This window comes from Desertimonas flava (genome assembly GCF_003426815.1).
Lineage (GTDB): Bacteria > Actinomycetota > Acidimicrobiia > Acidimicrobiales > Ilumatobacteraceae > Desertimonas > Desertimonas flava.
This window is the reverse complement of record NZ_QKYK01000005.1, coordinates 155,636-179,541: the sequence shown is the minus strand read 5'-3', so window position 1 is coordinate 179,541 and position 23,906 is coordinate 155,636. Positions and strand designations below refer to the sequence as shown.

Annotated in this window: 23 protein-coding genes; 10 read left to right on the top strand and 13 right to left on the bottom strand. The window is 70.2% G+C overall.

The features are described 5' to 3' along the window. Nucleotides 1-5 precede the first annotated feature (5 nt). The 3 genes from DN771_RS08760 to DN771_RS08750 all read left to right on the top strand — a co-directional run bounded on the left by DN771_RS08760 (nt 6) and on the right by DN771_RS08750 (nt 3,316). Nucleotides 6-1,055 (top strand): L,D-transpeptidase family protein, encoded by a 1,050-nt coding sequence (locus DN771_RS08760; RefSeq protein ID WP_116996983.1) that lies wholly within the window; start codon nt 6-8, stop codon nt 1,053-1,055. Nucleotides 1,056-1,128: 73 nt separating this feature from the next. Beyond that, nucleotides 1,129-2,529, top strand: a complete 1,401-nt coding sequence (locus DN771_RS08755; protein WP_193615360.1) for an FAD-binding oxidoreductase — start codon at nt 1,129-1,131, stop codon at nt 2,527-2,529. A 259-nt stretch (nt 2,530-2,788) separates the two neighbouring features. Further along, complete coding sequence (locus DN771_RS08750; RefSeq protein ID WP_116996981.1) at nt 2,789-3,316, top strand: pyridoxamine 5'-phosphate oxidase family protein; 528 nt, start codon at nt 2,789-2,791, stop codon at nt 3,314-3,316. Nucleotides 3,317-3,413: 97 nt separating this feature from the next. On the opposite strand, the gene DN771_RS08745 is transcribed toward DN771_RS08750, so the two are convergent. Then, nucleotides 3,414-4,043 carry a GNAT family N-acetyltransferase gene (locus DN771_RS08745; RefSeq protein ID WP_205528488.1) on the bottom strand — a complete coding sequence of 210 codons (630 nt, stop codon included), beginning with the start codon at nt 4,041-4,043 and terminating at the stop codon, nt 3,414-3,416. A gap of 215 nt (nt 4,044-4,258) precedes the next feature. Here DN771_RS08745 and DN771_RS08740 point away from each other — a divergent pair, with 215 nt between their 5' ends. Continuing rightward, complete coding sequence (locus tag DN771_RS08740; protein ID WP_116996980.1) at nt 4,259-5,506, top strand: acetyl-CoA C-acetyltransferase; 1,248 nt, start codon at nt 4,259-4,261, stop codon at nt 5,504-5,506. A gap of 73 nt (nt 5,507-5,579) precedes the next feature. Further along, a complete protein-coding gene (locus DN771_RS08735) occupies nt 5,580-5,966 on the top strand; it encodes a cupin domain-containing protein (RefSeq protein ID WP_116996979.1) in 387 nt (128 codons plus the stop codon). A 25-nt stretch (nt 5,967-5,991) separates the two neighbouring features. Here DN771_RS08735 and DN771_RS08730 read toward each other — a convergent pair whose 3' ends face one another. Further along, nucleotides 5,992-7,707: a WS/DGAT/MGAT family O-acyltransferase gene (locus tag DN771_RS08730; protein ID WP_116997041.1), complete on the bottom strand. Its 1,716-nt coding sequence runs from the start codon at nt 7,705-7,707 to the stop codon at nt 5,992-5,994. Between the two features lie 312 nt (nt 7,708-8,019). Between DN771_RS08730 and DN771_RS08725 the strand changes: the two genes are divergently transcribed. The 3 genes from DN771_RS08725 (at nt 8,020) to DN771_RS08715 (ending at nt 10,431) form a co-directional block, all read left to right on the top strand. Continuing rightward, nucleotides 8,020-8,727 (top strand): hypothetical protein, encoded by a 708-nt coding sequence (locus DN771_RS08725; RefSeq protein WP_162941726.1) that lies wholly within the window; start codon nt 8,020-8,022, stop codon nt 8,725-8,727. Between the two features lie 143 nt (nt 8,728-8,870). Continuing rightward, nucleotides 8,871-9,617 carry a hypothetical protein gene (locus DN771_RS08720; RefSeq protein WP_162941725.1) on the top strand — a complete coding sequence of 249 codons (747 nt, stop codon included), beginning with the start codon at nt 8,871-8,873 and terminating at the stop codon, nt 9,615-9,617. Further along, complete coding sequence (locus tag DN771_RS08715; RefSeq protein WP_116996976.1) at nt 9,604-10,431, top strand: SAF domain-containing protein; 828 nt, start codon at nt 9,604-9,606, stop codon at nt 10,429-10,431. Before DN771_RS08720 ends, DN771_RS08715 begins: the two co-directional genes overlap by 14 nt. A 94-nt stretch (nt 10,432-10,525) precedes the next feature. Here the strand turns inward: DN771_RS08715 and DN771_RS08710 are convergent, their stop codons facing one another. From DN771_RS08710 to DN771_RS08660, 10 genes are all read right to left on the bottom strand, one after another. Next, nucleotides 10,526-11,428 (bottom strand): riboflavin kinase, encoded by a 903-nt coding sequence (locus DN771_RS08710; protein WP_116996975.1) that lies wholly within the window; start codon nt 11,426-11,428, stop codon nt 10,526-10,528. A gap of 519 nt (nt 11,429-11,947) precedes the next feature. Beyond that, nucleotides 11,948-12,136, bottom strand: coding sequence for a hypothetical protein (locus DN771_RS08700; protein ID WP_116996973.1), 189 nt, complete (start codon nt 12,134-12,136; stop codon nt 11,948-11,950). Continuing rightward, a complete protein-coding gene (locus tag DN771_RS08695) occupies nt 12,136-13,131 on the bottom strand; it encodes an inorganic phosphate transporter (RefSeq protein WP_116996972.1) in 996 nt (331 codons plus the stop codon). Before DN771_RS08695 ends, DN771_RS08700 begins: the two co-directional genes overlap by 1 nt. A 10-nt stretch (nt 13,132-13,141) precedes the next feature. Next, nucleotides 13,142-13,765, bottom strand: coding sequence for a DUF47 domain-containing protein (locus tag DN771_RS08690; protein WP_116996971.1), 624 nt, complete (start codon nt 13,763-13,765; stop codon nt 13,142-13,144). A gap of 96 nt (nt 13,766-13,861) precedes the next feature. Then, a complete protein-coding gene (locus DN771_RS08685) occupies nt 13,862-14,605 on the bottom strand; it encodes an enoyl-CoA hydratase/isomerase family protein (protein WP_116996970.1) in 744 nt (247 codons plus the stop codon). Nucleotides 14,606-14,713: 108 nt separating this feature from the next. After that, complete coding sequence (locus tag DN771_RS08680; protein WP_116996969.1) at nt 14,714-15,760, bottom strand: ABC transporter ATP-binding protein; 1,047 nt, start codon at nt 15,758-15,760, stop codon at nt 14,714-14,716. Then, a complete protein-coding gene (locus DN771_RS08675) occupies nt 15,760-16,785 on the bottom strand; it encodes an ABC transporter ATP-binding protein (RefSeq protein WP_116996968.1) in 1,026 nt (341 codons plus the stop codon). The genes DN771_RS08680 and DN771_RS08675 overlap by 1 nt, the downstream gene beginning before the upstream one ends. Further along, nucleotides 16,782-17,690, bottom strand: a complete 909-nt coding sequence (locus DN771_RS08670; protein ID WP_116996967.1) for an ABC transporter permease — start codon at nt 17,688-17,690, stop codon at nt 16,782-16,784. The genes DN771_RS08675 and DN771_RS08670 overlap by 4 nt, the downstream gene beginning before the upstream one ends. Further along, a complete protein-coding gene (locus tag DN771_RS08665) occupies nt 17,687-18,634 on the bottom strand; it encodes an ABC transporter permease (RefSeq protein ID WP_116996966.1) in 948 nt (315 codons plus the stop codon). Before DN771_RS08665 ends, DN771_RS08670 begins: the two co-directional genes overlap by 4 nt. An 86-nt stretch (nt 18,635-18,720) precedes the next feature. Then, the gene (locus tag DN771_RS08660) at nt 18,721-20,244 is read right to left on the bottom strand and encodes an ABC transporter substrate-binding protein (protein ID WP_116996965.1); all 1,524 of its coding nucleotides are present in this window, start codon (nt 20,242-20,244) and stop codon (nt 18,721-18,723) included. A 479-nt stretch (nt 20,245-20,723) separates the two neighbouring features. On the opposite strand from DN771_RS08660, the gene DN771_RS08655 reads away from it, so the two are divergent. Together DN771_RS08655 and DN771_RS08650 are read left to right on the top strand one after the other, a co-directional pair. Continuing rightward, nucleotides 20,724-21,968 (top strand): CaiB/BaiF CoA transferase family protein, encoded by a 1,245-nt coding sequence (locus DN771_RS08655; RefSeq protein WP_162941724.1) that lies wholly within the window; start codon nt 20,724-20,726, stop codon nt 21,966-21,968. A 143-nt stretch (nt 21,969-22,111) separates the two neighbouring features. Continuing rightward, on the top strand, nt 22,112-22,861 hold the full coding sequence (locus DN771_RS08650) for a FadR/GntR family transcriptional regulator (RefSeq protein ID WP_205528487.1): 750 nt from the start codon (nt 22,112-22,114) through the stop codon (nt 22,859-22,861). 40 nt (nt 22,862-22,901) lie between these two features. On the opposite strand, the gene DN771_RS08645 is transcribed toward DN771_RS08650, so the two are convergent. Next, nucleotides 22,902-23,906: an LLM class flavin-dependent oxidoreductase gene (locus tag DN771_RS08645; RefSeq protein ID WP_116996962.1), complete on the bottom strand. Its 1,005-nt coding sequence runs from the start codon at nt 23,904-23,906 to the stop codon at nt 22,902-22,904.

Sequence of the window (23,906 nt, the reverse complement as noted above, 5' to 3'; positions counted from 1 at the left end):
CGTCGATGCTGCGACGTCGGGTGGCGATGATGCTCGGTGGAACGGCGGTGCTGCTCGGCGCCGTCACGATCGGTTCGGCCGCCTCGGCCGCGCCGCCGCCCCCGGACCCATCGGCTCCGGAGGCCACCGAGCCGCCGCCGACGCCGTTCGTGCATCCGGGAGACGTGTTCAACCCCGATTGCGTCATCGAGATCCAAGAGGGTGACTCGTTGAGCATCATCGCCGAGGCCATGCCGGACACGGCCGTGACGTACGACGACCTCGCCGAGGAGAACGGCATCGACGATCCCGACGCCATCAACTCGGGTGCCTACCTCGACATCTGTGTCGGCAACCAGGTCGACGACATCGACGGTGGCGACCGCAGCGAGGATGCGACCGTGGACATCGTGGACGAGCAGATCGCCGCCCAGCAGCGCCAGATCAACGCCCTGTTCGCCGGCCTCGGCATCGACGAGCTGCTCGTCGACGGCATCTCCGGGCGCATCACCCAGCGCAGCCTGTGCGCGTTCCGCTCGGCGTTCGGCCTGCCGGTCAGCCGCGCCGACATGGTGCCGGGGAGCGCCGAGGAGCAGCTGCTGATGTCGGTCTCCAGCCTGCCGCTGCAGACGGGGGCGCCGGAGCGGTGGGTGCTCGTCGACAAGACGTGCCAGGTGATGTTCGCCGGCCAGGGCGACCGCATCGTGCACCTGTGGGCGGTGTCCACCGGCGAAGCCGGCTACGAGACCCGCGACCAGAACGGCTCGGACGCCTTCCGCTTCGACCCGGCGGTGGACAACGACGGGTGGCACAACAGCTCGACGTACCCCGCCGCCGTCGACAACCCGCTCAACGGCAACATGTACAAGCCGGTGTACTTCGACCGTGGCCAGGCGATCCATGGGTCGTACAACGTGCCCACCGAACCGCTCAGCAAGGGCTGCGTCCGGCTCCTCGTCGAGGATCACGACGCCTTCCTCGCCTGGATCGGTCTCGGCGGTCACACCCGCACCATCTGGGACGACGACGAGATCAACCTCGTCGTCAACGTCCGCGGCGAGTACGCCGCCGGGTAACAGATGGTGCCTGGCACCATCTGTTACCGCACCCTCCTCGCTCGCCATCCGGGCTGCGGGCCATCATGGAGGCGTGCCGCACGCCTCATTGCTCGACGACCTGGCCGGCATCGTCGGCGGCGAGCACGTGCTCACCGACGCCGACCTGCGGGCCGGCTACGAGACCGACTGGACCCGCCGGTACCACGGCGAGGCCCTCGCCGTCGTCCGTCCCGGCGACGCCGAGCAGACCGCCGCCGTGCTGGCGCGCTGCGCCGCCGACGGCGTGCCGGTCGTTCCCCAGGGCGGCAACACGGGCATGGTCGGCGCATCCGTGCCCCGGGGGAACGGCATGGTGGTGTTGTCGATGCGCCGGCTCGACCACGTCGGCGAGGTGAACGCCGCCGGCGGCCAGGTGTCACTGGGCGCCGGCGTCACGATCGCCCGCTGGCGCGAGGTCGCCCGGGCGGCCGGGCTCGACTCGCCCGTCGACTTCGGCGCGCGCGACTCGGCGACCGTCGGCGGCGCCACCGCCACCAACGCCGGCGGCTCGAGGGTCGTTCGCTTCGGCACGATGCGCTCGCAGGTGATGGGTGTGGTCGCCGCGCTGTCCACCGGGGCGACGGTCGGGTCGCTCGCCGGCCTGCCCAAAGAGACCGTCGGCCTGCACTGGCCGTCGCTGCTGGCCGGGAGCGAGGGCACGCTCGGCGTGATCACCGCTGTGCGCCTGCGTCTGGTCCCGTGGTACCGCCAACACGCCGCCGCACTCGTCGCCCTTCCACTCCCCGTCGCCGTCGAGCTGCTGAGCGTCGCGCGCAGGCAGCTGCCCCACCTCGACGCCGCCGAGTTGCTGATGGCCGACGCGATGGACGTCGCCGCTGCCCACCTCGGACGCACCCCGCCGGTGCACGCCGATCAGGCCGCCGGCGTCGACACGTTCGTTCTGCTCGAGTGTGCCGATCACGACGACCCGACGGCGGAGCTCGCCGAGGCGCTCGCCGCGGTCGGGGGCATCGCCGACTCGGCGATGGCGTCGGACCCAGCCGGCATCGCCCGTCTCGTCGAGTTCCGCGACCGAATGGCCGAATCGATCTCCACGCTCGGTGTGCCCCTCAAGCTCGATGTGGCCACCCAGCCGGGTCGCCTGCCGGAGCTGATCGCCCTGGCCGAGCGCGCCGCATCGTCTCGAGGCTGCCACCTGGTCCCGTTCGGCCACCTCGCCGAGGGCAACGTCCACGTCAACCTCCTGGGCGAACCGCTCGGCCCCGGCCGCTACGCGCCGGTCGATCCCGCCCTTGCCGATGGACTCGCCGAGGAGATCCTCACCGGCGTCGCCGGCCTCGGCGGCACGATCTCGGCCGAGCACGGTGTCGGCATCGCCAAGGCGAAGTGGCTGCCCTTGGTGCGTCGCGCCGACGAGCTGGCGGCCGCCGCCGCCGTGAAGGCGGCGCTCGACCCGAGCGGCATCCTCAACCCGGGCGTCCTCACCCCGTAGCGGCAGCCGGTACCCCGCCGCGATGAGCCTGGGCCGCGGTATGTGCGGGTGTGGCTCATCGCTCGGGGCGAGATCGGCAGCCGGTGATGCCGGACGCCCTCCACCGGTCAACTCGTGAACTTGCCAGCAGGCGGCCGCGAGTCCTGCGAGCGGGGCCGGAGAGCGAGAATGGTGAGGGACGGGTGTCGATTCCGGGGGCGGGGTTCGTCGATGTGTCGAGCGGGGACGTCGCCCCGTTCATCGAACGAAAGGAACGACGATGACGAACCCCCAGCCCACCGCCACGATCAACCTCGACCAGTACGGCGACACGCCGCTGTCGTGGGACTCCGTCGCCCAGCGACTCGACACCGTCGCCGACGCCGGCCAGGACGTCTTCACCGTGCTCGGCACCGTGCGCCCCGACGGCACACCGCACGCGGCACCCGTCGGCGCGCTGTGGATCGACGGCTCCTGGTACGTGGTGACTGGCGCCGACACCCAGAAGGGCCGCAACCTGGCGGCGAACCCGGCCTGCACCCTGACCGCTCGCCTGTCGGGCATCGACGTCGTGTTCACCGGCCGAGCCGAGCGCGTCACCGACGCCGGCGAGCTGGAGCGCGTGGCCGGCGTCTACCGAGCGCAGGGTTGGCCGGCGGAGGTGTCCGGTGACGCCTTCACGGCGCCGTTCACCGCGCCGAGCGGCGGCCCGCCGCCGTGGAACCTCTACCGCGTGGCCACCAAACAGGCGGTCGGCGTCGGTTCGGCCGAGGACGTCAACGGCGCCACGAAGTGGACGTTCGCCTGACGCCGGCACCGGCCGCCACGCGAAGTGCGAGTGGACACCGCGGTTACCTGCGCCGTCCGCTCACACTTGCCGGCCGATCAGCGCCGGCGCCGGCCGATCAGCGGAAGTCGACGCGCATCACGCGACGGCGTACCGTCGGGCTGGTCACCTGGGTGAGGCCGGCGGCGGCGAACACCTGCGGGGTGCCGACGCTGGCCTCGTCCCACGTGATCTTCCCGTCTCCTTTGGCCACGATCGGATAGCCCTCGAGCGCCACGGCGCCTCTGGCCCGGGCGAACTCGACGGCGGCCGCGGCGAGCTCGTACATGAGCCCCTCGCCGCGGTAGCCGGCGCGGGTGACGAAGCAGACGACCGACCACACCGTGCCGTCGTTCTTGTCCTCGTTGCGGTCCTTCCACGCCACGGTGCTGCCGAGCAGACGCCGATACGTGGTGCGAGGGGCAACGGCGACCCAGCCGACCGGCTCGTCGCCGAGGAACGCCACGAGTCCTGCCGTGGACGACGCAGCGGGATCGTCCACGTGCGCCTGCTCGCGCAGCAGGGCGGCGCGCTCCTCGACGGGCATGTGCCACCACTCGCCGTCGCCCAGCACCTGCCGTTGGCACTGGCAGCGCGACGCGCCGCCCCGCGTGCCGAACACCGCCTGGATGTCGTCCCACGTCGCTTCGTTCGCCGGGCGGAAGGTGAGTGCGGACGCCTCGCCGTCGGTGGGCCGCTCGTTCCTCACGCCGGCCATGCTCGCGCGGATCGCCGAGGTGTGAGCCGAGGAGGCGGATCCCCGCGCCGGCAGCTCACAGTTCGCGGCGATGAGGCGTGACGAACGCCCACCATGGGCTCGGGCGGCCGACTCTGGGTGCCGGCCGGGCGATCGGTACATTCGGCGCGATCGTCCCCTCTGCTCGGGACGGCACGCCGCCCATCCTGTACGGAGGAATCCCGCCCATGTCCGAAGCCTTCATCATCGACGCCTGCCGCACGCCCCGCGGGATCGGCAAGGTGGGCAAGGGTGCCCTCGCCGACATCCATCCCCAGCAGCTCGGCGCCACCGTGCTGGCCGCCATCCGCGACCGCAACGATCTCGACACCGCCGAGGTCGACGACGTCCTCTTCGGCACGTCGATGCAGGTCGGCCCCCAGGGTGGCGACCTCGCCCGCATGGCGCTGCTCGACGCCGGCTACGACACCAAGGCGTCGGGCGTCACGCTCGACCGCTTCTGCGGCTCGGGCATCACCACCACCAACCTCGCCGCGGCATCGGTGATGTCCGGCCTCGAGGACGTCGTCATCGCCGGTGGTTGCGAGATGATGTCGCGCCACCCGGCCCTCGGGGAGATCCAGCTGCCGCTGCGCGGCCCACTGATGGACGCCGGCAACCTGCGGCTCCGTGCTCGCCATCCCCAGACCCATCAAGGCGTCGCGGCCGACGCCATCGCCACGATCGAGGGCATCCCGCGCGAGGCGCTCGACGAGCTGGCGTACGTCTCGCAGCAGCGGGCGGCGACGGCCATCGCCGAGGGGCGCTTCGACAAGAGCCTCGTGCCCGTGTACCGCGAGGACGGCACGCTGGCGCTCGACCGTGAGGAGTTCCCCCGGCCGCAGACCACGCTCGAGGGTCTCGCCCAGCTGGCGCCGTCGTTCGCCGCCATGGCCGACTTCCCGCTCGACGACCAGGGCACGACGCTGCGCTCGATGGTGCTCGCCCGCTACCCGGACGTGGAGATCAACCACGTCCACCACGCCGGCAACAGCTCGGGCGTCGTCGACGGTGCTGCGGCCGTCCTCATCGCCAGCGGCGAGGCCGCCGAGGCGCGCGGCTGGACCCCGCGGGCTCGCGTCGTCGCCGCCGTGAACATGGGCGACGACCCGACGTTGATGCTCAACGCTCCCGTGCCGGCGGCCAAGAAAGCGCTGTCGCGGGCGGGATTGACCGTCGACGACATCGACCTCTGGGAGATCAACGAGGCGTTCTCGGTCGTCGCCGAGAAGTTCATCCGCGACCTCGACCTCGACCGCTCGAAGGTGAACGTCAACGGCGGCGCGATGGCGCTCGGCCACCCGATCGCGGCGACGGGCGCGATGCTCATCGGCACCGTGCTCGACGAGCTCGAGCGGACGGGCGGCCGTTACGGCCTGGTGACGATGTGCGCGGCCGGCGGCATGGCCCCGGCGATCATCCTCGAGCGCGTCTGACGATCGATCGACCCACGGTGCACGGGTCATTCGTCCGCGTGCCGGATCGCCACGGCGCTGGCAGAGTTGGCGGATGGCCGACGTGATCAATCTCGAACAAGCCCTGGCAGCGTTCACCGAGCGCTGGAGCCCGCGGATCGTGGCCCGGGTGAACGACTACGACGTGCGCATCGCCCACGTCGAGGGCGAGCACCTCTGGCACAATCACACGGACACCGACGAGTTCTTCCTCGTGCTCGACGGGCGCTTCGACATCGCCCTGCGCGAGAGCGACGGCAGCGAGCGCAGCGTGTCGCTCGGGCGCGGTGACGTGTTCGTCGTGCCCAAGGGCCAGTACCACCGACCGTCGTCCCCGGGCGCGTCGATCCTGATGTTCGAACCGACCGGCACGTCGTCGACCGGCGACGAAACGGACATCCCCGACCACGTCGACAGCACCACCGGCCACGCCCTCGCCTGACGCTGACGCCGTCGGGCGTCGTCGGTCAGGCCCCGGCCGCCGGCTTCTTGGCAGCGGTCGGCGCCCGCTTCGTAGCTGTCTGTTTCGTAGCCGCCGGCTTCGTGGCCGGCAGCTTCTTCGCCGCGGCCGGTCGCTTGACGCCGTCCGCACGCGGGGACGGCGCCGTGCGCTGCTCGGTCGTCGGCGCCGATCGCTGATGGCGAGCTCGACCGTCGGCCTGGCGGGCGGCGATCACGTCGCGCATCGCACCGCGGCGCGGCTCGGGCTGCTCGGGCGCGGCGGCCCGCTCGGCGCCTGACGCCTCGAAGAGCCGATCGATCTCGGCGATGTGGAAGTCGGCCAGATCCCACACGTCGGGGACCAGGTCGCGATCGGCGATGAAGCCGAAGCCGAGCCGGTCCATGTAGCTCTGGACCGTGATGTTGAGGCCCTGACCGTCGGTCACGATCGACACGGGAAACTGGTGCAGCATCTGGGCGCCCTGGAAGTAGAGCGGCTCGCGCGGGCCGGGCACGTTGGAGATCACCAGGTTGACGGGCATGTTCACCCGGTCGGCGAGCTTGAGCTGGGACGCCAGGCGGACCGCTGCCGTGGAGAGCACCGGCGGCGAGAACTGCGTGATGTCGATCAAGGCCTCGGCGGGTACCAACTCCATCTGCCGTTTTGCCACCACCATCGCCTCGTGACAGCGGGCGATGCGCTCGATGGGGTCGTCGACGTTGGTCGGCAGGTCGGCGATGATGCCCGACACCCGGTTGGTCCACGGGTCGGACTCGTTGCCGGTGCGGATCGACACCGGCACCATCGCCCGCAGCGGCTTGTCGGGGAGGGCGTCGTGGGCGAGGAGGTACGAGCGCAGGCCGCCGGCGCAGATGGCCATGACGATGTCGTTGACGGTTCCGCCCGTCACCTGCTTCAGCCGCTTGATGTTGTCGAGCGACGTCGTGCGCAGGGCGAAGCGGCGGTGCGGGGTGATCGTGCGGTTCCACGGTGTCGGCGGAGCGGGGGTGACCGGGAGGCTGACGCGAGGACGATGATCGGCTCCCCGTCCGGCGGCCCGGCGCAAGAGGTCGGACGCCGTGGCCGCCACCCCCGACACGTCGGAGACCCCCAACGCCTGGGCGGCCGTGCGCACCAGCCGGAGTTGCGTGCGCGCCGCCTTGATGGGGTTGCGGGCGAGGTTCGCCGCCGTCAGCCGCAGCAGCTCGGCCGGCGTGGGGATGGCCTCGGGCTCCCAGTCCGGGCTCGGCTCGGGCGGCGGGACATGGGGATCGGCCGACAGGATCATCTCGAGCATCAGCTGGCCGGCGGCGCCGTCGATCGTGGCGTGGTGGTACTTGGTGAGCAGCCCCCACGACCCGTCGGCGAGCCCTTCGATGACGTACACCTCCCACAGTGGCCGGCTGCGGTCCATCGCCCGTCCGACGATGCGCGCCACCTGATCGGCGAGCTGGTCGACCAGCCCCGGCTTGGGGATGTTGAGCGCCCGGATGTGGAAGTCGAGATCGAAGTTGGGATCGAAGATCCAGTAGGGATGATCGAGGCCGAGCGGCACCTCGACGAGCCGCCGGCGCATCGGCTCGATCCGCCCGACCAGCGACGCGTACATGTCGTGCACGGCGGCGAAGGGGTCGAAGTCGGGCGTCGGACGATCGAAGAGCATCAGACCCGTGACGTGTCCGAACGTGTTCGGCGTCTCCATGTAGAGGAAGGTCGCGTCGAGGCCGGTGAGCTGCTTCATCGCCATCCTCCGAGCGGGCAGGCGCCTGTCGCGCGTGCTGTGGGTGTCGTGGTGTGCGCAGTGCGGATCACGAGGGCTGCCTCGGCATTCCATTTCCCCCTTGTCGTGCCGCTCACTCTGCCACGCCCGGAGCCCGCGAGCGTCCGGAGCGGCCCGCATCGGGGAACGCAGCGGCGCTCCGAGGTTTCTTTGCCGTTTCCCGATTGTCGTCGCGCTCTGGGAGGGCATGACTGACTGGTACGGTTCCGGCACCGAGCAGACGCGGCGGCAGATGAACGGAGGGTGCCGATGACGTCGCTGAGATCGATCGGGGTGGCGACGATCACGGTGAGCGCGGCTGCGCTCGCACTGACTGCGGCGACCGTCGTGCCGGTCGGTGCGACCTCGGAGCCACCGTCGTCGACCGCGACCACCACCACACCGCCGCCGACGGTCCCGCCGTTCACCGCCGGCCCGACCACGTCGACGACGACGGTGGTGACGGCGCCCGGCCAGACCACGACGACCGTCGCCCCATCGCCGGCTGCGGGACTGCTGGTTCTCCCCGACGAACCGCTCGGCCCCGAAGCGATGGAGGTCGTCAACGCCCTCTATGAGGCGCGGGAGCTTCTCGTGGTGGCCCAGATGGATCCCGATGCCCCGGGCCTTGACCAAGACCTCGATGCGGCTTATGCGCGCAGTGGTCAGGCACGGGGTCTCATGGAGGCGCTTCGCGAGGAACTCCGCGAGGGCGGACTACGTGTCTACCCGAATCCGAACTCGCAATGGAGTCTGAAGATCGAGTCCGTCGAATTCTTCCACGAGCCGTATCAGCGGAGTCAAATAGTCGCCTGTTATGTCGACACACTTGTGCTGTACGAACCTGGCGGTGGCCCGGACGGATCAGATGTGATCGTCAATGACGAGCCGGTTGCGACCCTGGCGGAGTTCACGTTGATCCCTGAGGAGGGGCGCTGGCAGCTGTGGCACAACCGCCGAATCTCTGAGGAGCTGATGGGAGCAACGCGGTGCGCCGGATGATCCCGGTCGCGCTGCTGGCCATGGCGCTTGTGAGATCGGTTCCGGCCGCCGCTGCGGGAACGTCCTCCACCGGAGATTCTGACGAGAGTCCCTCCGCGGCACCGCCAGCTCCGGCGGCGCCGGAGGTGCCGGCAGGGGCGACGGTGCAGGGGGACACGGTCAATGTGTACGCGGAGGACGTGGTGGTGCGGACGGATCACGTGGCGTCGGGGTCGGCGGGAGCGACATCGCCGCCGTGTACGTACTCGCCGGTGCCGCACAGCGAGTACGACGTCGTCGACGGGGAGGCCGTCACGTCGTATCGCGATCACGCCACGGGCGAGTACGTCGACAGCCCGGGCCCCGGCGTCGAGCAGTACATGATCGTCAACTGCGGCGGAGACGTCGCCCTGCGCTGGGTGCCACCACCGGAGGCCATCGATCCGCAGGCGTTGATCAACACGGCGGTGAGCCGTGTCCGCGCCGTGGTCCCGGCGCCGGCGGTCGACATCAGTCCACCCCCCGACGTCGGCGCGCCGGCGAACTTCGGGCTGTGGCTGGCGGTCGACGATCCCGGTCAGATCAACGTCGTCGCCCAAGCGGGCTCGGTGTGGGCCGGCGCGACCGCCCGCTTCCAGAGCATCCGCTGGGACATGGGCAACGGCGACGTGGTGGAGTGCGACGGCCTCGGCACGCCCATCGTCGATCCCGACACCGATGAGCAGGGTCCGTGCGGGTACACCTACCGCCGCAGTGCCGACATCGGTGTGCGGCAGGTGACCGTCACGGGCATCTGGTCGGTCGAGCTGGTCACGTCGTTCAGCGGTCCGGCGATGCTCGACCCGGCAACCTCGCAGCGGACGTTCGACTACGAGGTCTTCGAGATCCAGGCGGTCGGTGAGCCCGGCTGACGAGATCATCCGCGCTCCGTCGTCGCCGCGGTTGCGGATCCGGCCGCCAGTCCGGCCGTGGCGCCTCGTCGTCGGGCTGATCTTGGTGGTCGGCGGGGTGCTGTCGTGCTGGGCCCTGATGGCCCGAGCGTCCGAGCGACACGACGTGTTGATCGTGCGCGGCGAGGTCGCCGCGGGCGACGTGGTCACTGCTGAACATCTCAGCGTCGTCGCCGTCGGAAGCGGCGACGAGATCCCCACGATCGCCGCCGGTCGGCTCGACGAGGTCGTGGGCCACTATGCCCGCTATCGCCTCGCCGCCGGGGCCTTGCTCGTCGACGACAACCTCCAGTCCGGCCCACTCGTCACGCCCGGCCGGGCCTTGGTGTCGGTCGTCGCCGATGGAGGCGACGTGCCCGCCGAGGTCGCCGTCGGTGACGGCGTCGTGCTCGTCCTCGTCGACACGCAGTCGTGCGGATCGTCCTCGGCGGTGTCGATCGTCGATGCCACGGTCACATCGGCTCCCCACCGCGCGCCGGGCTCGTCGGCCGGTGGGTCGGGGGCGGTCGCGGTGTCGCTCGAGGTGGACGACGACGCCGTCGCCGCCGTCGCGCTGTCCGACCGCGTGGTCATCGCCCGGCCCAACTCGCCGGAGGCCGAGGCGGCCGCCGCGAGGGCAGCGGGAGCGAGCACCGACTGCGACGAGGCCGTCCCCGTGACGTGGCCCGGCGCCGCCGACTCCGGCGCGGCTGATGATCCGTCCGTCCAGCAACCGGTGCCCACGGGCGTCACGCCGATGGATCCCGCCGACGTCCTCGTCGAGGCCGACCCATAGACCCATCCGAGTGTGGAATGCCGGGCGTCCGGACATTCAGCACTCGGGCGCGGTTCAACACTCGGGTGGGTTGGGGTGGGGGGGAGCGGGGTGGTCAGGCGTCGGCGTCGCTCGACGGGGCGATGGCCCGGGCGTCGGCGACGTCGGCGGTGAGCTGCTCCGTCAGGGCGTCGAGGCTGCCGAAGCGCTGCTCGTCACGGAGCCGCCGGGCGAACTCGAGCGTGATCGGCTCGCCGTAGATGTCGTCGTCGAAGTCGAGGAGATGGGCCTCCACCACGCGGACGCCGTCGGACTCCACCGTCGGCCGCACGCCGACGTTGACCGCGGCGTCGAACCGGCGTCCGTCGGCGAGCGTCGCTGCGGCGGCATAGACGCCGTTGGCCGGGACGAGCCGCAGGGGATGCGGGGCGAGGTTGGCGGTCGGGAACCCGATGGTGCGCCCGAGCTGCTGGCCGTGCACGACGGTGCCGTTGAGGGTGTACCGCTCGCCGCGGAGGCGCCGGGCCGCCTCGACGTCGCCCTGCCGCAACGCGGCACGCACCCGGGAGCTGGTGATCGGCCCGTCGGCGTCCTCGACCCGTGGCACCTCGAGGGCGTCGACGCCGCGTCGACGCAGGGCGGCCACCAGGTCGGGGTAGCGCGCATCGCCCGTGGCGCCGGGGGGAGGGGCGCACGCCGTCATCACCACCGCAGGCGAGCACGTGCCCTGGATCGCCTTGGCGAGCTCGTCGGCGTCGACGTCGGTGCCCGACACCTGCAGCACGCGGCACGCCGTCACGCCGTTGCGGACCAGGAAGCGGGCACGATCCTCGGGACTCGTGAGCGCGTCGGGCCGATCGGCCACATCGAGGGCGATACCGACCACCGGCCGCTCGAGCCGGGCGGCCACCACCACGGCACTCTCGACGAGCCGCCGGTGGCCGAGATGACCACCGTCGAACTCTCCGAGCACGGCCACGGGTTGCACGCGCATCTGGAACGACGGGTGAGCGGTCATCCGCGGTGACCCAGTTCGAGCTGGCCCTGTTCGAGCTGTCGGCGCTCCACGGCTCTCCTGTCTATCGCAGGCAGGATATTCCCGACAACTCAGGTCGGGTTTCGGCTCGATGAATCGTCTCGCCTCGATTCCGGTGTCGATCTCGCTCGAGCCCGCCGCATCGAGCGCCTTCACGGCGGCGCTTCTTCGACCAGCCCGAGGACGTGACGGCCGAGATCGAGAGGTCCGGTCTCCGCACGTCCGTGGCTGGGAGCGTGTCGGGCCGAGCTGACGACCACCATCGCGTCGACGACGACCAGCGGCGCTCTCCCGACAACGTGCCTGCCGGGGTAGCCGGCCGGACCCGCCCGCCTGGGGGAAGCGGACGGGTCGACAGCCTGGTGGGTCACGTCATCTTGTTCCGCCGTCTCGATGCTGCGACCTTGCGATACTGAGACGGCCGACGCGCCCGAAAGGTTGATATGACGCTGGTCACGGGCGCATCACGGGCATCGAACGGGACCGAGGACGGGGCGCCCGTCAGGGCGTAGAGCTGTCGGCCTGATGGCGACCGTTCCGGCTGTGCCGGTCGGCCCACGACGCCGCGGCGAGGACCACGTAGAGCCCGGCGAGACCGATGGGCACCCAGCGCTCGTCGGCGTCCGTGACCGGAGCGAGCAGCCCGCTCACGACGGCGGCGAGCAGGAAGAAGGCGGCGCGGCGATCCATCAGTTGAAGAGTCCCACGATGCCGTAGGTGGCCGTGGCGATGAGCCAGGCCCCCGGGATGGTGAGGACCCACGCCCACACGACCCGTCCGGCGACGCCCCAGCGCACGGCGGACAGGCGGCGGCTGGCGCCGACCCCGACGATGGCGCCGGTGATGGTGTGCGTCGTCGACACGGGGATGCCGGCGTGCGAGGTGAAGAACAGCGTGACGGCGGCGGCTCCCTCGGCGGCCACGCCGCCGACCGGCTGGAGGCGGGTGATGCGCGATCCCATCGTCTTGACGATGCGCCAGCCGCCGCTCAGCGTGCCGAGACCGATGGCCGTGTGGGCGCTGAGCACCACCCAGAGGGGCACGTCGGACCCGACGGGGAGGTGTCCGCTGCCGATCAGGACGGCGAGGATGACGCCCATCGTCTTCTGCGCGTCGTTGCCGCCGTGGCCGAGACTGAACGCCGCGGCCGACAGCAACTGGCCGCGTCGGAACACGCGGTTGAGCCGATCGACGTTTCGGTACCGGTGGACGGCCCACATGATCACCACCATCAACGTCATGCCGAGGGCCAGGCCGATCAGCGGCGACAGGATGATGAAGACGCCGATCCGTCGAAGTCCGCTGGAGACGAGCACGTCGAAGCCGCCCTTGGCGACCGCGGCGCCGGCGATGCCGCCGACGAGGGCGTGCGACGAACTGGTCGGCAGGCCGAGGTAGAACGTGATCAGGTTCCAGCCGATCGCCCCGATGAGGCCGGCGAAGACGACGCCGATCGAGAGCACCTCGGGATCGACGACGCCGGTGGCGATCGTCGCCGCCACGACGGTGCCGAACACGAGGAAGGCGGCGAAGTTGAAGAACGCCGCCCAGATGACCGCCATCCGGGGCGACAGCACCCGCGTCGACACGACGGTGGCGATGCTGTTGGCCGCATCGTGGAAGCCGTTGACGAAGTCGAAGGCCAGCGCGATGGCGATGACGACGATGACCGAGAACAGCTCCATGGACGAGTGGTCAGGCGTGTTTGAGCGCGATCGCCTCGACGACGTCGGAGATGTCCTCCATCGTGTCCAAAGCGTGCTCCATGGCCTCGACGACGTCCTTCCAGTACATGGTGACGCGGGCCTTGAAGTCGTCGGCATAGAGCCGGCGAAGGGCGCGGCGATAGATGTCGTCGCCTTCCGACTCGAGGCGATCCACGGCGTCGAGGTGAGGTTGCAGCCCGCGCATCGACTCGAGGCCGGCAATCATCTTCACCACCTCGTCGGCCATGCTGACGAGCACATCGGCCTGCTCGCTGAGCTCGGGCATCACCACCGGGTCGTGGTGGCCGAGATCGAGTCGGTAGGCGACTTCGAGCATGTCGTCGACCACGTCGTCCAGCTCTTCGGCGAGAGCGTGGATGTCCTCGCGGTCGAACGGCGTGACGAAGGAGGTGTTCAGCCGGCGCATCAGGTCGCGGGTGAGCTCGTCGCCGCGCCGCTCGCACACCACGATCTCGTCGATCGAGCCGGTCCCGGCCGGGCCGGTCCGACCGATCACGTCACGGAGTTGTCGCCCGCAATCGGCGACGTTGGCGGCGGCGGAGTTGAACAGTTCGAAGAACCGATCGTCAGTGGGAAGGAGTCGGAACCGCACTGGCCCGGCAACCTATCTCGCCCCGGGGCCGACCGAACGCGCGGAGCGCTGGCTACACGTCACCGGGCCATGGCGAGTCGATCGCCGGTCTCGCCGCTACCGGAACGCGGCGACGCGTTCGTTGCTGTCGGGGATCGGGAACACGCTGTCGGCCTCGAGCGCCAGTCCAGACGTCAGGTCGAGGTGGTTGGCGTAGAGCTGCTTGTAGGCGGCGAGTGAGCCGGCGCTGTTGGCGGCGATCTGGGCGGCGACCTCGGCGACCCTGTCGGAGAGATGCTCGGCCGGGACGTGCTCGACGGCGAGTCCCCATTCGGCGGCTTGAGCGCCGGTGAACGTGGACGCCGTATACGACAGCATGCGGGCCCGCGTGATACCAACCGCACGGGGGAGGCGCTGGCTCATGCCCCACGTGGGACGCAGCCCGAACTTGGCGTGGGTGTCGCCGAGCTTGGCCTCGGTCGCCACGATGACGAGGTCGCAGGCGAGGGCGAGCTCCAGCGCCCCGGTGAAGCAGAACCCGTTGACCGCGGCGATCACGACGCGCGGGGACGTCGTGATGCGCTCGATCGCGGCCCGCGCCGGGATGTCGAGGACGTCGCCGACGGCACCGTCGACCAGCTGGCGATCGCCGAGCGCCTTGAGGTCGACTCCCGCGCTGAACGCCCGGCCGGCGCCGGTGAGCACGATGACCCGGACGGTCGGATGCTCGTCGAACGCCGCGACGGCGTCCCCCAGCTGCACGAGCATCTCGGCGGTGATCGCATTGAGCGCCTCCGCTCGATCGAGCGTGATCGTCGCGACGGCGCCGTCGACGGATGTACGGACAACGGCATCAGTCATGGCCGTGGACCGTATCCGCACAGGAGCGATCGGCCGCGGCTCGGATCGGTCCCGCGCCCGGGGGAGCGATCGGGACCGCTCCGTGACGTCGAGGGTGGAATCTCGACATCAGACCTCCACCGAATGGGGAGCCCTCTCGAGACCGGCAACCTCACGATCCTCGACCGCCCAGGGCAGCTGGCGGCCGGTCCCGTGCAGGTGGCACCGCACGGTCCCGCCGGCCGTCGTCGTCCGCGGCGGCTCGGTCTCGGCGCACGGTTCGAAGGCGAACGGGCACCGGGGATGGAACCGGCAACCGGTCGGGGGATCGGCGGGGTTGGGCACGTCACCCGACAACACGATGCGGCGCCGGGCGCGTTGGCGGGCCGGCGAAGGCACGGGCACGGCCGAGAGCAGCGCCAGTGTGTACGGGTGTGACGGTGTGGAGAACAGATCCCGTGACCGGCCCTCCTCGACCACCTGACCGCAGTACATCACGAGCGTCCGTTCGGCGATGCGCCGCACCACGGCCAGGTCGTGGGCGATGAACAGGATGGCGACCCCGGTCTCGTCGCGTAGCTTCTTCAACAGCTGGACGATCTGTCGCTGCGTCGACACGTCGAGGGCCGAGACCGCCTCGTCGCACACGATGAGCTGCGGCCGCGGAGCGAGTGCCCTGGCGATCGCCACGCGCTGGCGCTGACCGCCCGAGAACTCGGCCGGGTAGCGGTCGATGTGCGCCTCGTCGAGGCCGACCTGTTCGAGCAGCTCGACGGATCGGGCTCGAACCGCGGCCTTCGACCTCTTCTTGCCGTCGATGGCGATGGCCTCGGCGAGCAGGCCGCCCACGGTCATCGCAGGATCGAGCGAGGAGTAGGGATCCTGGAAGACCATCTGGGCATGGCGCCGGTGGGTCCGCAGCTCGCGGTCCTTGGTGTGCGTGATGTCCCGCCCCAACAGGACGATGCGGCCGTCTCCGGTGCTGGGGATCAGCCGCAGCACGGCCCGGGCCGTCGTCGACTTGCCCGAGCCCGACTCGCCGACCAGACCGACGATCTCGCCCGGGGCGATCTGCAGCGAGACGCGGTCGACGACAGTGACCTTGCTCGGGCGCCAGCCCGAGCCCCGGACGCTGAACGCCACGCTCAGGTCGGTGACTTCCAGGACCGCGTCCATCACGTCCGCCCCACGAGGCTGAGCTCGTCGGCACGCACGCAGCGGACGGACCGGGACGCGTGGGACGACATGACGACCGGGTTGTCGACGCACGCGCTCACGGCATCGGGGCAGCGCGGCGCGAAGCGGCATCCGAACGGGAACGCGTCGGGTGGCGGAGGAGCGCCGGGTAGTAGGTCGTGGTCGGCCTCGTCCAAGTCGTCTTCGAGCGAGGGCACGGCGTGGAGCAGTGCCGACGTGTACGGGTGGCGCGGATGCTCGAAGAGGTCGTCGACGTCGGCGTGCTCGATCACCTGACCGGCGTACATCACCGTCACCTTGTCGGCCACCTCGGCGACCACGCCGAAGTCGTGGGTGATGAACATGACCGCCGTCTCGTGATCCCGCGTGAGCCGGTGGAGGAGTTCGATGATCTGGGCCTGGATCGTCACGTCGAGCGCGGTGGTCGGCTCGTCGGCGATCAGGACGGCGGGCTCACAAGCGAGGGCCACGGCGATCATGACACGTTGGCGCATCCCACCCGAGAACTCGTGGGGGTAGGAGCCGTAACGGCGGTCGGGCTGCGGGATCCCGACCTCGGCGAGGAGCTCGATCGCTCGCTGCCGGGCGGCCTTCCGGGAACTGCCGAGGTGGTAGCGGACCGATTCGGCGATCTGGTCGCCCACCGTGAAGGCGGGGTTGAGGCTGGTCATCGGCTCCTGGAACACCATGGCGATCTCCCGGCCCTGCACCCTGCGGAGGTCGCGCTCGGACAGGGTGACGAGGTCACGGCCCTTGAGCAGGATCCGACCGGTGCTCACCCGGGCCGTGCGCCGGGGGAGCAGCCCCATGATCGCCAGCGCCGTGACGCTCTTGCCGCTGCCGGATTCACCCACGACGGCGTGCACCTCCCCGGCGCGGAGCGACAGGTCGACGTCGTCGACGACCGTGATCGTCCCGCCCCGGACGGCGAACTGGACGCTGAGATGTTCGACGGCGAGCAACGCCTCGGTTGCAGCGGTCGTGTCGGTGATCGCCTCGGTCATCGCCCGACCTTCTTCCGGGCCTCTCGGCCCACGCTGTCCTTGATGCCGTCGCCGAGGAGGTTCAGGCACACGACGGTGACGACGATGCACAGCCCGGGCCAGACGATCAGCAACGGCGAGTTGGTCGTGAAGCGGATCGAGCCCGACAGCATCGTGCCCCACGACGACTCCGGTGGGATGGCGCCGAGGCCGACGAAACTCAGGCCGGCCTCGACGATCATCGCCATCCCAGCGAGGATCGTCACGGTCACGATGAGGGGCGACAGGATGTGGGGCACGACGTGGCGGCGCAGGATCGTCGCCCGGCCGAGGCCCATGCTCCGGGCGGCCTCGACGAACGTCTCCTCGCGGACGCCGAGCGTGGCGTCGCGGGTCATGCGGGCGATCCGCGGGGCGAACACGATGCCGACGGCGATCATCGCGTTCGTCAGGCCGGGGCCGAGCCCGGCGACCACGGCGATGGCCAGGATGATCGGTGGGAACGCCATGATCGCCTCGATGATGCGCATGACGATCCAGTCGATCTTGCCGCCGAGGTAGCCGGCGAGCAGTCCCGGCAGGAAGCCGAGGGCGACCCCCACGCCGACCGCCTGGGCCGACGCGACGAGTGAGATGCGGGCGCCGTACATCAGGCGGCTGAGAACGTCACGGCCGAGGTTGTCGGTGCCGAGCAGGTGCCCCGGCGTGCCGGCGGGCTTCAGCACGAGCCGAAGGTTCTGGGCATTCGGGGAGTGCGGCGCGAGCACGCCCGCGAACGCGGCGATCAGCACGATCACGAAGAGCACGGCCGCGGCCGCCACCGCCACGCGCTGTTCGAGGAAGCGCCGGATGAACGACCGGTGCGCCGAGCGGGCCAGGCGGGCGCTGCGGGCGGCGACGACGACGTCGGCGTCGATGGTGGTCATGACATCGTGACCTTCGGGTTGAGGTACATCTGGACGAGGTCGACGGCGAGGTTGACGAGGATGGCCGAGAGCGTGGTGACGAGAACGATGCCCTGGATCAGCGGGATGTCCCGGGCGCTGACGGCCTCGATGGCCGACGTGCCGAGCCCGGCGATGCCGAACACCCGCTCCACGATGACGGTGCCGCCGAGCAACACCGTCGCCTGGAGGCCGATCGTGGTCACCACCGGTGAGGCGGCGTTCTTGAGCGCGTGCTTGCCGACGACGAGGCGGCGCGGGAGGCCCTTCATGCGGGCGGTGCGGACGTAGTCGAGCTCGAGGGTCTGGGCGAGTGACGCGCGCGTCTGGCGGCTGATCTCGGCGGCGGTCGCGCAGCCGAGGGCGACGGCGGGCAGAACGAGGTGGCGGATGAACTCGCCGAAGTTCTCGGTGGGCCCGACGTAGCCGGTGGCCGGGAACCAGCCGAGATTGACGGCGAACACCGTGACGAGCAGGAGACCGAGCCAGAAGTTCGGCATCGCGACTCCGAACGAGGCGGCGACGATGGCGGCCCGGTCGCGGACGCTCCTCACCTTGGTGCCGGCGATCACGCCGAGCGTGGTGCCGAGCACGATCCCGACGATCATGCCGGAGATCCCGAGCGACAGGCTGACGGGCGCCCGGTTCCAGATCACGTTCCAGACGGACCGGCCGGTCGTGAGGGACGTCCCGAGGTCGCCACGGAAGAGGTCGCCGAGCCAGCTGGTGAACTGCACGATGAACGAACGGTCGAGCCCGAGCTCACGACGGATTCGTGCGATGTCCTCCACCGAGGCCCCGTCGCCGGCGATCGTGGCTGCGGCGTCACCGGGCACGAGGTAGGTGATGCTGAAGATCATCAGGGCGACGAGCAAGAGCATCGGCACCATGGCGATCAACCGGCGGGCGATCGTCCTCGATTTCATGTTGGGTCCTTTCGTCGCGGGCGGACATCGGGCTCAGCGGGTGACCGTCGCCGGCCCCGAGCGTTCGGGGCCGGCGACGGCAGGGATCACTCGGCTGCCCGGCCCATCCCCCGGAGCTGGGGAACGCCGAAGACGTTGCCCTGGAAGCCGGTGATGTCGGCGTTGGCGATCACCGGGCGCTGCGGGTGGGAGATCACCACGACCAGCGACTCGTCGTCGACCGCCTGGGCCAGCTCCTGGAAGATCGGCACACGTGCCTCCTGGTCGGCCTCGGCCTCGGCGGCGTCCATCAGCTCGGCGACCGCCCCGGGGGCGTCGCCAGGGAACCAGATCGAGTCGGGCCCGAAGAAGGCGTTGAACGTGATCCACGGGTCGGCCGATCCGGGGTAGAAGTTCATGTAGAGGTCCCAGTCGCCGTCGGCGAGTGCCTCGGGCGTCTGGGCCGAGTCGACGTTGCGGATCTCGACGTTGATGCCGGCCTCGCCGAGCATGGCCTGGATCGCCTCCTGGTAGCCGACGATCGTCGGGATCGCCGAGCCGAGGAACACCAGGGTCTCGCCGGCGAGGCCCGACGACTCGGCCAGCGACCGGGCTTCTTCGATGTCGTACGCCGGCGTGATGTCGGCGTTGGCGCGGGCATCGTCCGCCGGGATCACCTGGCTCGACGCCACCCCGAAGCCGAAGTCGAGGCCTTCGACGAGCGCCTCGCGGTCGATGGCGAGCGAGATGGCCTGTCGGGCGTCGGCGGACTCGAGCGCCGGACGCGTCGTGTTGAGGTTGATCGCCCACATGTTGTCGGTGGACTTGGCGAGCACCTGCATGCCGGCGCTCTCGGCGTCCTCGATCAGGTTGGGGTCCATGTTGGCGGCGTCGGCGTCGCCCGACTTCATCTGGTTGAGTCGCTGGCCGGCGTCGGGCTGGGTGATGATGCGCAACTCCGCCGCCGACGCTTGCTCGGGCTGCCAGGCGTCTTCGAACCGCTCGTACACGATCTCGACGCCGAGGTCGGCCGACACGAGCCGGTACGGGCCGGTGCCGACCATCGTGGTGGCCAGGTCGCTCTCGAACGCGGCGGGGCTGACCATCATGCCGGGGAACGTCGTCAGCACCGGAACGATCACGCCCTGGCCGCCGGTCAGGTTGATCCGCACCGTCGAGGCATCGACGACCTCGACCGACTCGACGTTGTCGAGGAGCGACTTCTGGGTGCCGCCGTCGACCGTCAGCTGGCGATCGAGGTTGGCCTTCACCGCCTCGGCGTCGAACGGCGTCCCGTCGTGGAACACGACGCCCTCACGGAGCGTGATGACGAGGTCGTCGCCGTCGAACTCCCACTCGGTGGCCAGGCCGGGATCGATCGTGCCTGCCTCGGTACGCACCATCAAGGTGTCGTAGACGGGACGGAGGAAGGCGAGCGATGTCCAGTTGGCCTTGGCGGGATCGAACGTCCCGCCGGGGATGGCGTAGCTGAAGGTGACGGTGGCGTCGGGGTCGGAGGCTCGGTCGTCCGCTCCGGCGCTGGCTGTCGTCGCCGCGCCGCATGTCAGTGCGACGGCGGCCAGCGCCCCGACGATCTTCCGGGCGCGTGCCCGGTGCCTGTTCGTTCTCATGGATGCTCCCCCTGTGGTCTCGGGATGAATGGGATGTCAACTGATGGTGCGGCTCTAGTGGTCTGGGTGCCGCGCTCTTCGTCCGGTCCCTGGTCGGGAACGAACCGAAGTTCTGATCGACGCCGTCCGAGCCGAACCGTCCGGCAACGCGGATGCCTGCGCGGTCGATGTCGTGCTCGGGAAGTCGCGGCGCCGAGGTCCGGCCGATGGCGCCGAGGGATGCCGGCGCCGGCGGCGAGATGTGGTTGCTGATCGGTGGCGACTCGCCCACCCCCGGCTGCCGTATCGGCCATCGAACCCCCCTCGACTCGCCACTCAAGTAGCCCATTAATTTAGCGGATTGCACCGTCACGGGTCAAGGGTGCAAATTCCGTTAGCGAATATAGCTGATACGTCTGAACCCGTGCTACGGTGCCCGACTGTCCACCCGGGGCGTCGCCGTGCAGGCGGGGGGGTGGACCCGAACTGGAGGTATGGCCGTGACCGCTCTCTTGCGTGGTGTCAAGGTCGTCGAGGCCGCGGTGCTGCTCGTCGGCGACTACCTGGGAATGCTCCTCGGCGACGAGGGCGCCGACGTGATCAAGCTCGAGCAGCCGGGAACCGGCGACTATCTCCGCAAGATCCTCGGACAGTTCGCTCCGGACTGGTCGCCGCTGCACGTGATGGCGAATCGCAACAAACGGAGCCTCACGCTGGATCCCCGTGGTGAGGAGGGGCGGGAAGTGTTCCGCCGCCTCATCGAGTCCGTCGACGTCTTCGTCACGGGGCACGTCGGCGACGTGCCGGCGAAGCTCGGCATGGACTACGACACGGTACGGGCGATCAATCCGCGGATCGTGTACTGCCAGGCCACAGGATTCGGCGCCGAGGGGCCGTACTCGAGCGTGCCGACTCACGGTGCGATGATGGAAGCCCTGGGTGGCGCGCCGACGCTCGCGCCGGACGAATCCGGACGCGTCCGGGAGACCGCTCCGGGCCTTCCGGCCAGCGGCGTGATCCTCGGGCCGCTGTACGGTGCGTTCGCCGTGGCGGCGGCCCTCCATCAGCGGGAACGGACCGGTGAGGGAGCGTTCATCGACATCAGCTGCTCCGATGCCGTCGTCGCCGCGGCCTGGCCGAAGGCGACGGGCCTGCTCAACGAGGCGAAGCTCCAGCCCAGCGAGGATGTCGCGCTGTTCCCGAAGGGCGGCATCGCCCAGGCGGCGAAGTACACCTACTACCAGACCAAGGACGAGCGCTACGTCCTGTTCTGCTGCATCGAGAAGAAGTTCTGGGACAACTTCTGCGACGTCGCCGGTCGCCCGGACCTCCGCCCGTGGCACTCCGACGTGACCGTCGTCGACTACGGCGAGGACGACCTCGAGCTCATCGAGGTGCTGCAGGAGGTGTTCCACACGAAGACGCTCGCCGAGTGGATGGAGCTCTTCGCCACCCACGACATCCCGGCCGGACCGGCGTTGCCCATCTCCCAGGTGGCCGACGACCCACATCTGCGCGCCAGGGGCATCATCGTCGACGCGCCCCATCCGGTGGTCGGCGACGTCAAGATGGTCGGCAATCCGATCCGCACCCGCGGCGAGGCGTTCCGGGTGGAACGGCCGGCCCCGGCGCTCGGCGAGCACGTCGACGAGATCCTCGCTGAGTTGGGGTTCGACGGTCCGACCATCGAGCGCCTCCGAGCGAACGGCGTGCTCGAGCGGCGCGCCGCCGGCTCCGCCGCCTGACTCCAGTCGCTGACGGAAATGATCTCACCGATTACCCTCTCCGCTGTGCTCAGTGCGGAACGGCCACTCGCGCTCGGAGAGAGCCGGCGATCTCCGGCAGGTGTCATCACCTGCCCCACCGATCGACGGCGGGGCTCGACCCGGTGAGCCAGCCGGTCCGTGTCCCCAAGGCGGCGTCCCTGGTCGCCGCCAGCCTCCGCCGCCGCATCGTCCTCGGTGATCTCGCCGAAGGCGATGCGCTGCCCAACGAAACCGAGTTGATGACCTTCTACGAGGTGTCACGGCCCACGCTGCGCGAAGCCCTGCGGATTCTGGAGACGGAGTCGCTGATCTCGGTGAAGCGGGGGGCGCGCGGCGGGGCGCGCGTCGCCGTCCCCGACGCCTCGGTCACCGCCCGGCACGCCGCGCTGGTGCTGCGGATGCAGGGCACCACGCTGGAAGATCTCTTCGTCGCCCGGCTGATCATCGAACCGGCCGCGGTCCGTCTGCTCGCCGAGCGGGTGAAGGGTGATCCGGCCGTGCTCGAGCCGCTGCGCCAGCTGCACGCCGACATGGCCGTGGCAACCGACCGCGCACAGTACGCCGCGCTCGCGGCGCGGTTCCACGAGCAGGTCATCGAGCTCGCCGGCAATCGGACGCTCGCCCTTGTCGGCATGATCCTCATCGAGATCGTCGAACCGCACAACCGGGCGACGTTCAACGCGATCGACGACGGAGCAGCGGTCGTGGAGCACGCTCAGGGTGATCACGACAAGCTGCTCAAGGCGCTGTCCAAGGGTGACGGCAACGCGGCCGCGAGGATCTGGGAGAAGCACATGCGGGGGGCGGCCGAGCGAGCGCTGGACGCCCTGGGCGGCGACTCCCGCGTCGACCTGATCGAGTCGAACGGCTGACCGCTGCCTGACCGGCGATCAGCGCCGGCGTACCGTCGCGTCAGTTCGCGAGGGGAGGGCGTAGGCCCAGTCCGACGAGGCGGGGCAGCACGTCTGATTCGAAGAGCCGCAGGCTCCGCCACGTGAGTTCCGGGTCCACGGCGCCCATGAGTGGCTGGAACGTGAGCTCGGCGTCGTTGCCCAGCCGGGTGGCCAGGTCGACGCACTCGTCGGGCGTGACGACGGCGAACTTGTCGCTGGCTTTGAGTTCGTCGAGCGAGGTGACCGGCGGGTACGGCGTCGAGCCGGATCCCCGCTCCTTGGCCCACTCGGCGTTGGAGTTCGACGTGTACATCACGTGCGGTGCCAGGGCCGGCCAGTCACGGTCGGGATCATCGGTGACGAAGAGGAACAGCGGGCCGCGCCCGCCCGGCGGCGGCGGAACGGGAAGGCCGAGGCGGCGGCGCTCGGCCTGGTAGATCTCGAGCAGGCCGGGACCGGCGGGGAAGTAGTTGTCTCCCCACTTCGCCGCCCGGTAGGCCGACGCCTCGGTCGAGCCGCCGATGTACAAGGGCGGGCGGGGCTTCTGGACCGGCGTCGGGCGCACCACCACGGTCTGGCCACGGAAGTCGAACGGCTCGCCCGTCCAGGCCTTCTCGAAGACCTCGATGATCTCCTCGAGCAGTTTGACCCGCTGGCTCTGCTTGACGCCCATCATCGTGTACTCGTGAGGGCGGTACCCGATGCCGAGCGTCATCTCGATACGGCCCCCGCTCAGGAGGTCCAGCACCGCCAGGTCCTCGGCAAGGCGCAGCGGGTGGTGGAGCACGGCGATGAGCGCGGAGAAATGGATGCGCATCGACGTCGTGCGGGCGGCGATGGCCGAGGCCTGGACGATGGGGGACGGGCAGTAGCCGTCATCGGCACCGTGATGCTCGGCGAGGTAGACGGTCTCGAACCCGAGGCCGTCGGCCCATTCGCACATGTCGACGGACGTGGGGTAGAGCACGCTCGGAGGGACCCCGATCGAGGGTGCCCGCATGTCGAAGCGGAGGGCGAGCCTCAT

What these genes read in the sequence shown, in the direction of transcription:
- DN771_RS08710 (WP_116996975.1), bottom strand. Translation starts at nt 11,428, where the DNA reads ATGACCGCTCACCCGTCGTTCCAGATGCGCGTGCAACCCGTGGCCGTG.
- DN771_RS08670 (WP_116996967.1), bottom strand. Translation starts at nt 17,690, where the DNA reads ATGACCACCATCGACGCCGACGTCGTCGTCGCCGCCCGCAGCGCCCGC.
- DN771_RS08645 (WP_116996962.1), bottom strand. Translation starts at nt 23,906, where the DNA reads ATGAGGCTCGCCCTCCGCTTCGACATGCGGGCACCCTCGATCGGGGTC.
- DN771_RS08680 (WP_116996969.1), bottom strand. Translation starts at nt 15,760, where the DNA reads ATGGACGCGGTCCTGGAAGTCACCGACCTGAGCGTGGCGTTCAGCGTC.
- DN771_RS08665 (WP_116996966.1), bottom strand. Translation starts at nt 18,634, where the DNA reads ATGAAATCGAGGACGATCGCCCGCCGGTTGATCGCCATGGTGCCGATG.
- DN771_RS08685 (WP_116996970.1), bottom strand. Translation starts at nt 14,605, where the DNA reads ATGACTGATGCCGTTGTCCGTACATCCGTCGACGGCGCCGTCGCGACG.
- DN771_RS08735 (WP_116996979.1), top strand. Translation starts at nt 5,580, where the DNA reads ATGGCCGACGTGATCAATCTCGAACAAGCCCTGGCAGCGTTCACCGAG.
- DN771_RS08695 (WP_116996972.1), bottom strand. Translation starts at nt 13,131, where the DNA reads ATGGAGCTGTTCTCGGTCATCGTCGTCATCGCCATCGCGCTGGCCTTC.
- DN771_RS08675 (WP_116996968.1), bottom strand. Translation starts at nt 16,785, where the DNA reads ATGACCGAGGCGATCACCGACACGACCGCTGCAACCGAGGCGTTGCTC.
- DN771_RS08660 (WP_116996965.1), bottom strand. Translation starts at nt 20,244, where the DNA reads ATGAGAACGAACAGGCACCGGGCACGCGCCCGGAAGATCGTCGGGGCG.
- DN771_RS08730 (WP_116997041.1), bottom strand. Translation starts at nt 7,707, where the DNA reads ATGAAGCAGCTCACCGGCCTCGACGCGACCTTCCTCTACATGGAGACG.
- DN771_RS08750 (WP_116996981.1), top strand. Translation starts at nt 2,789, where the DNA reads ATGACGAACCCCCAGCCCACCGCCACGATCAACCTCGACCAGTACGGC.
- DN771_RS08740 (WP_116996980.1), top strand. Translation starts at nt 4,259, where the DNA reads ATGTCCGAAGCCTTCATCATCGACGCCTGCCGCACGCCCCGCGGGATC.
- DN771_RS08760 (WP_116996983.1), top strand. Translation starts at nt 6, where the DNA reads ATGCTGCGACGTCGGGTGGCGATGATGCTCGGTGGAACGGCGGTGCTG.
- DN771_RS08700 (WP_116996973.1), bottom strand. Translation starts at nt 12,136, where the DNA reads ATGGATCGCCGCGCCGCCTTCTTCCTGCTCGCCGCCGTCGTGAGCGGG.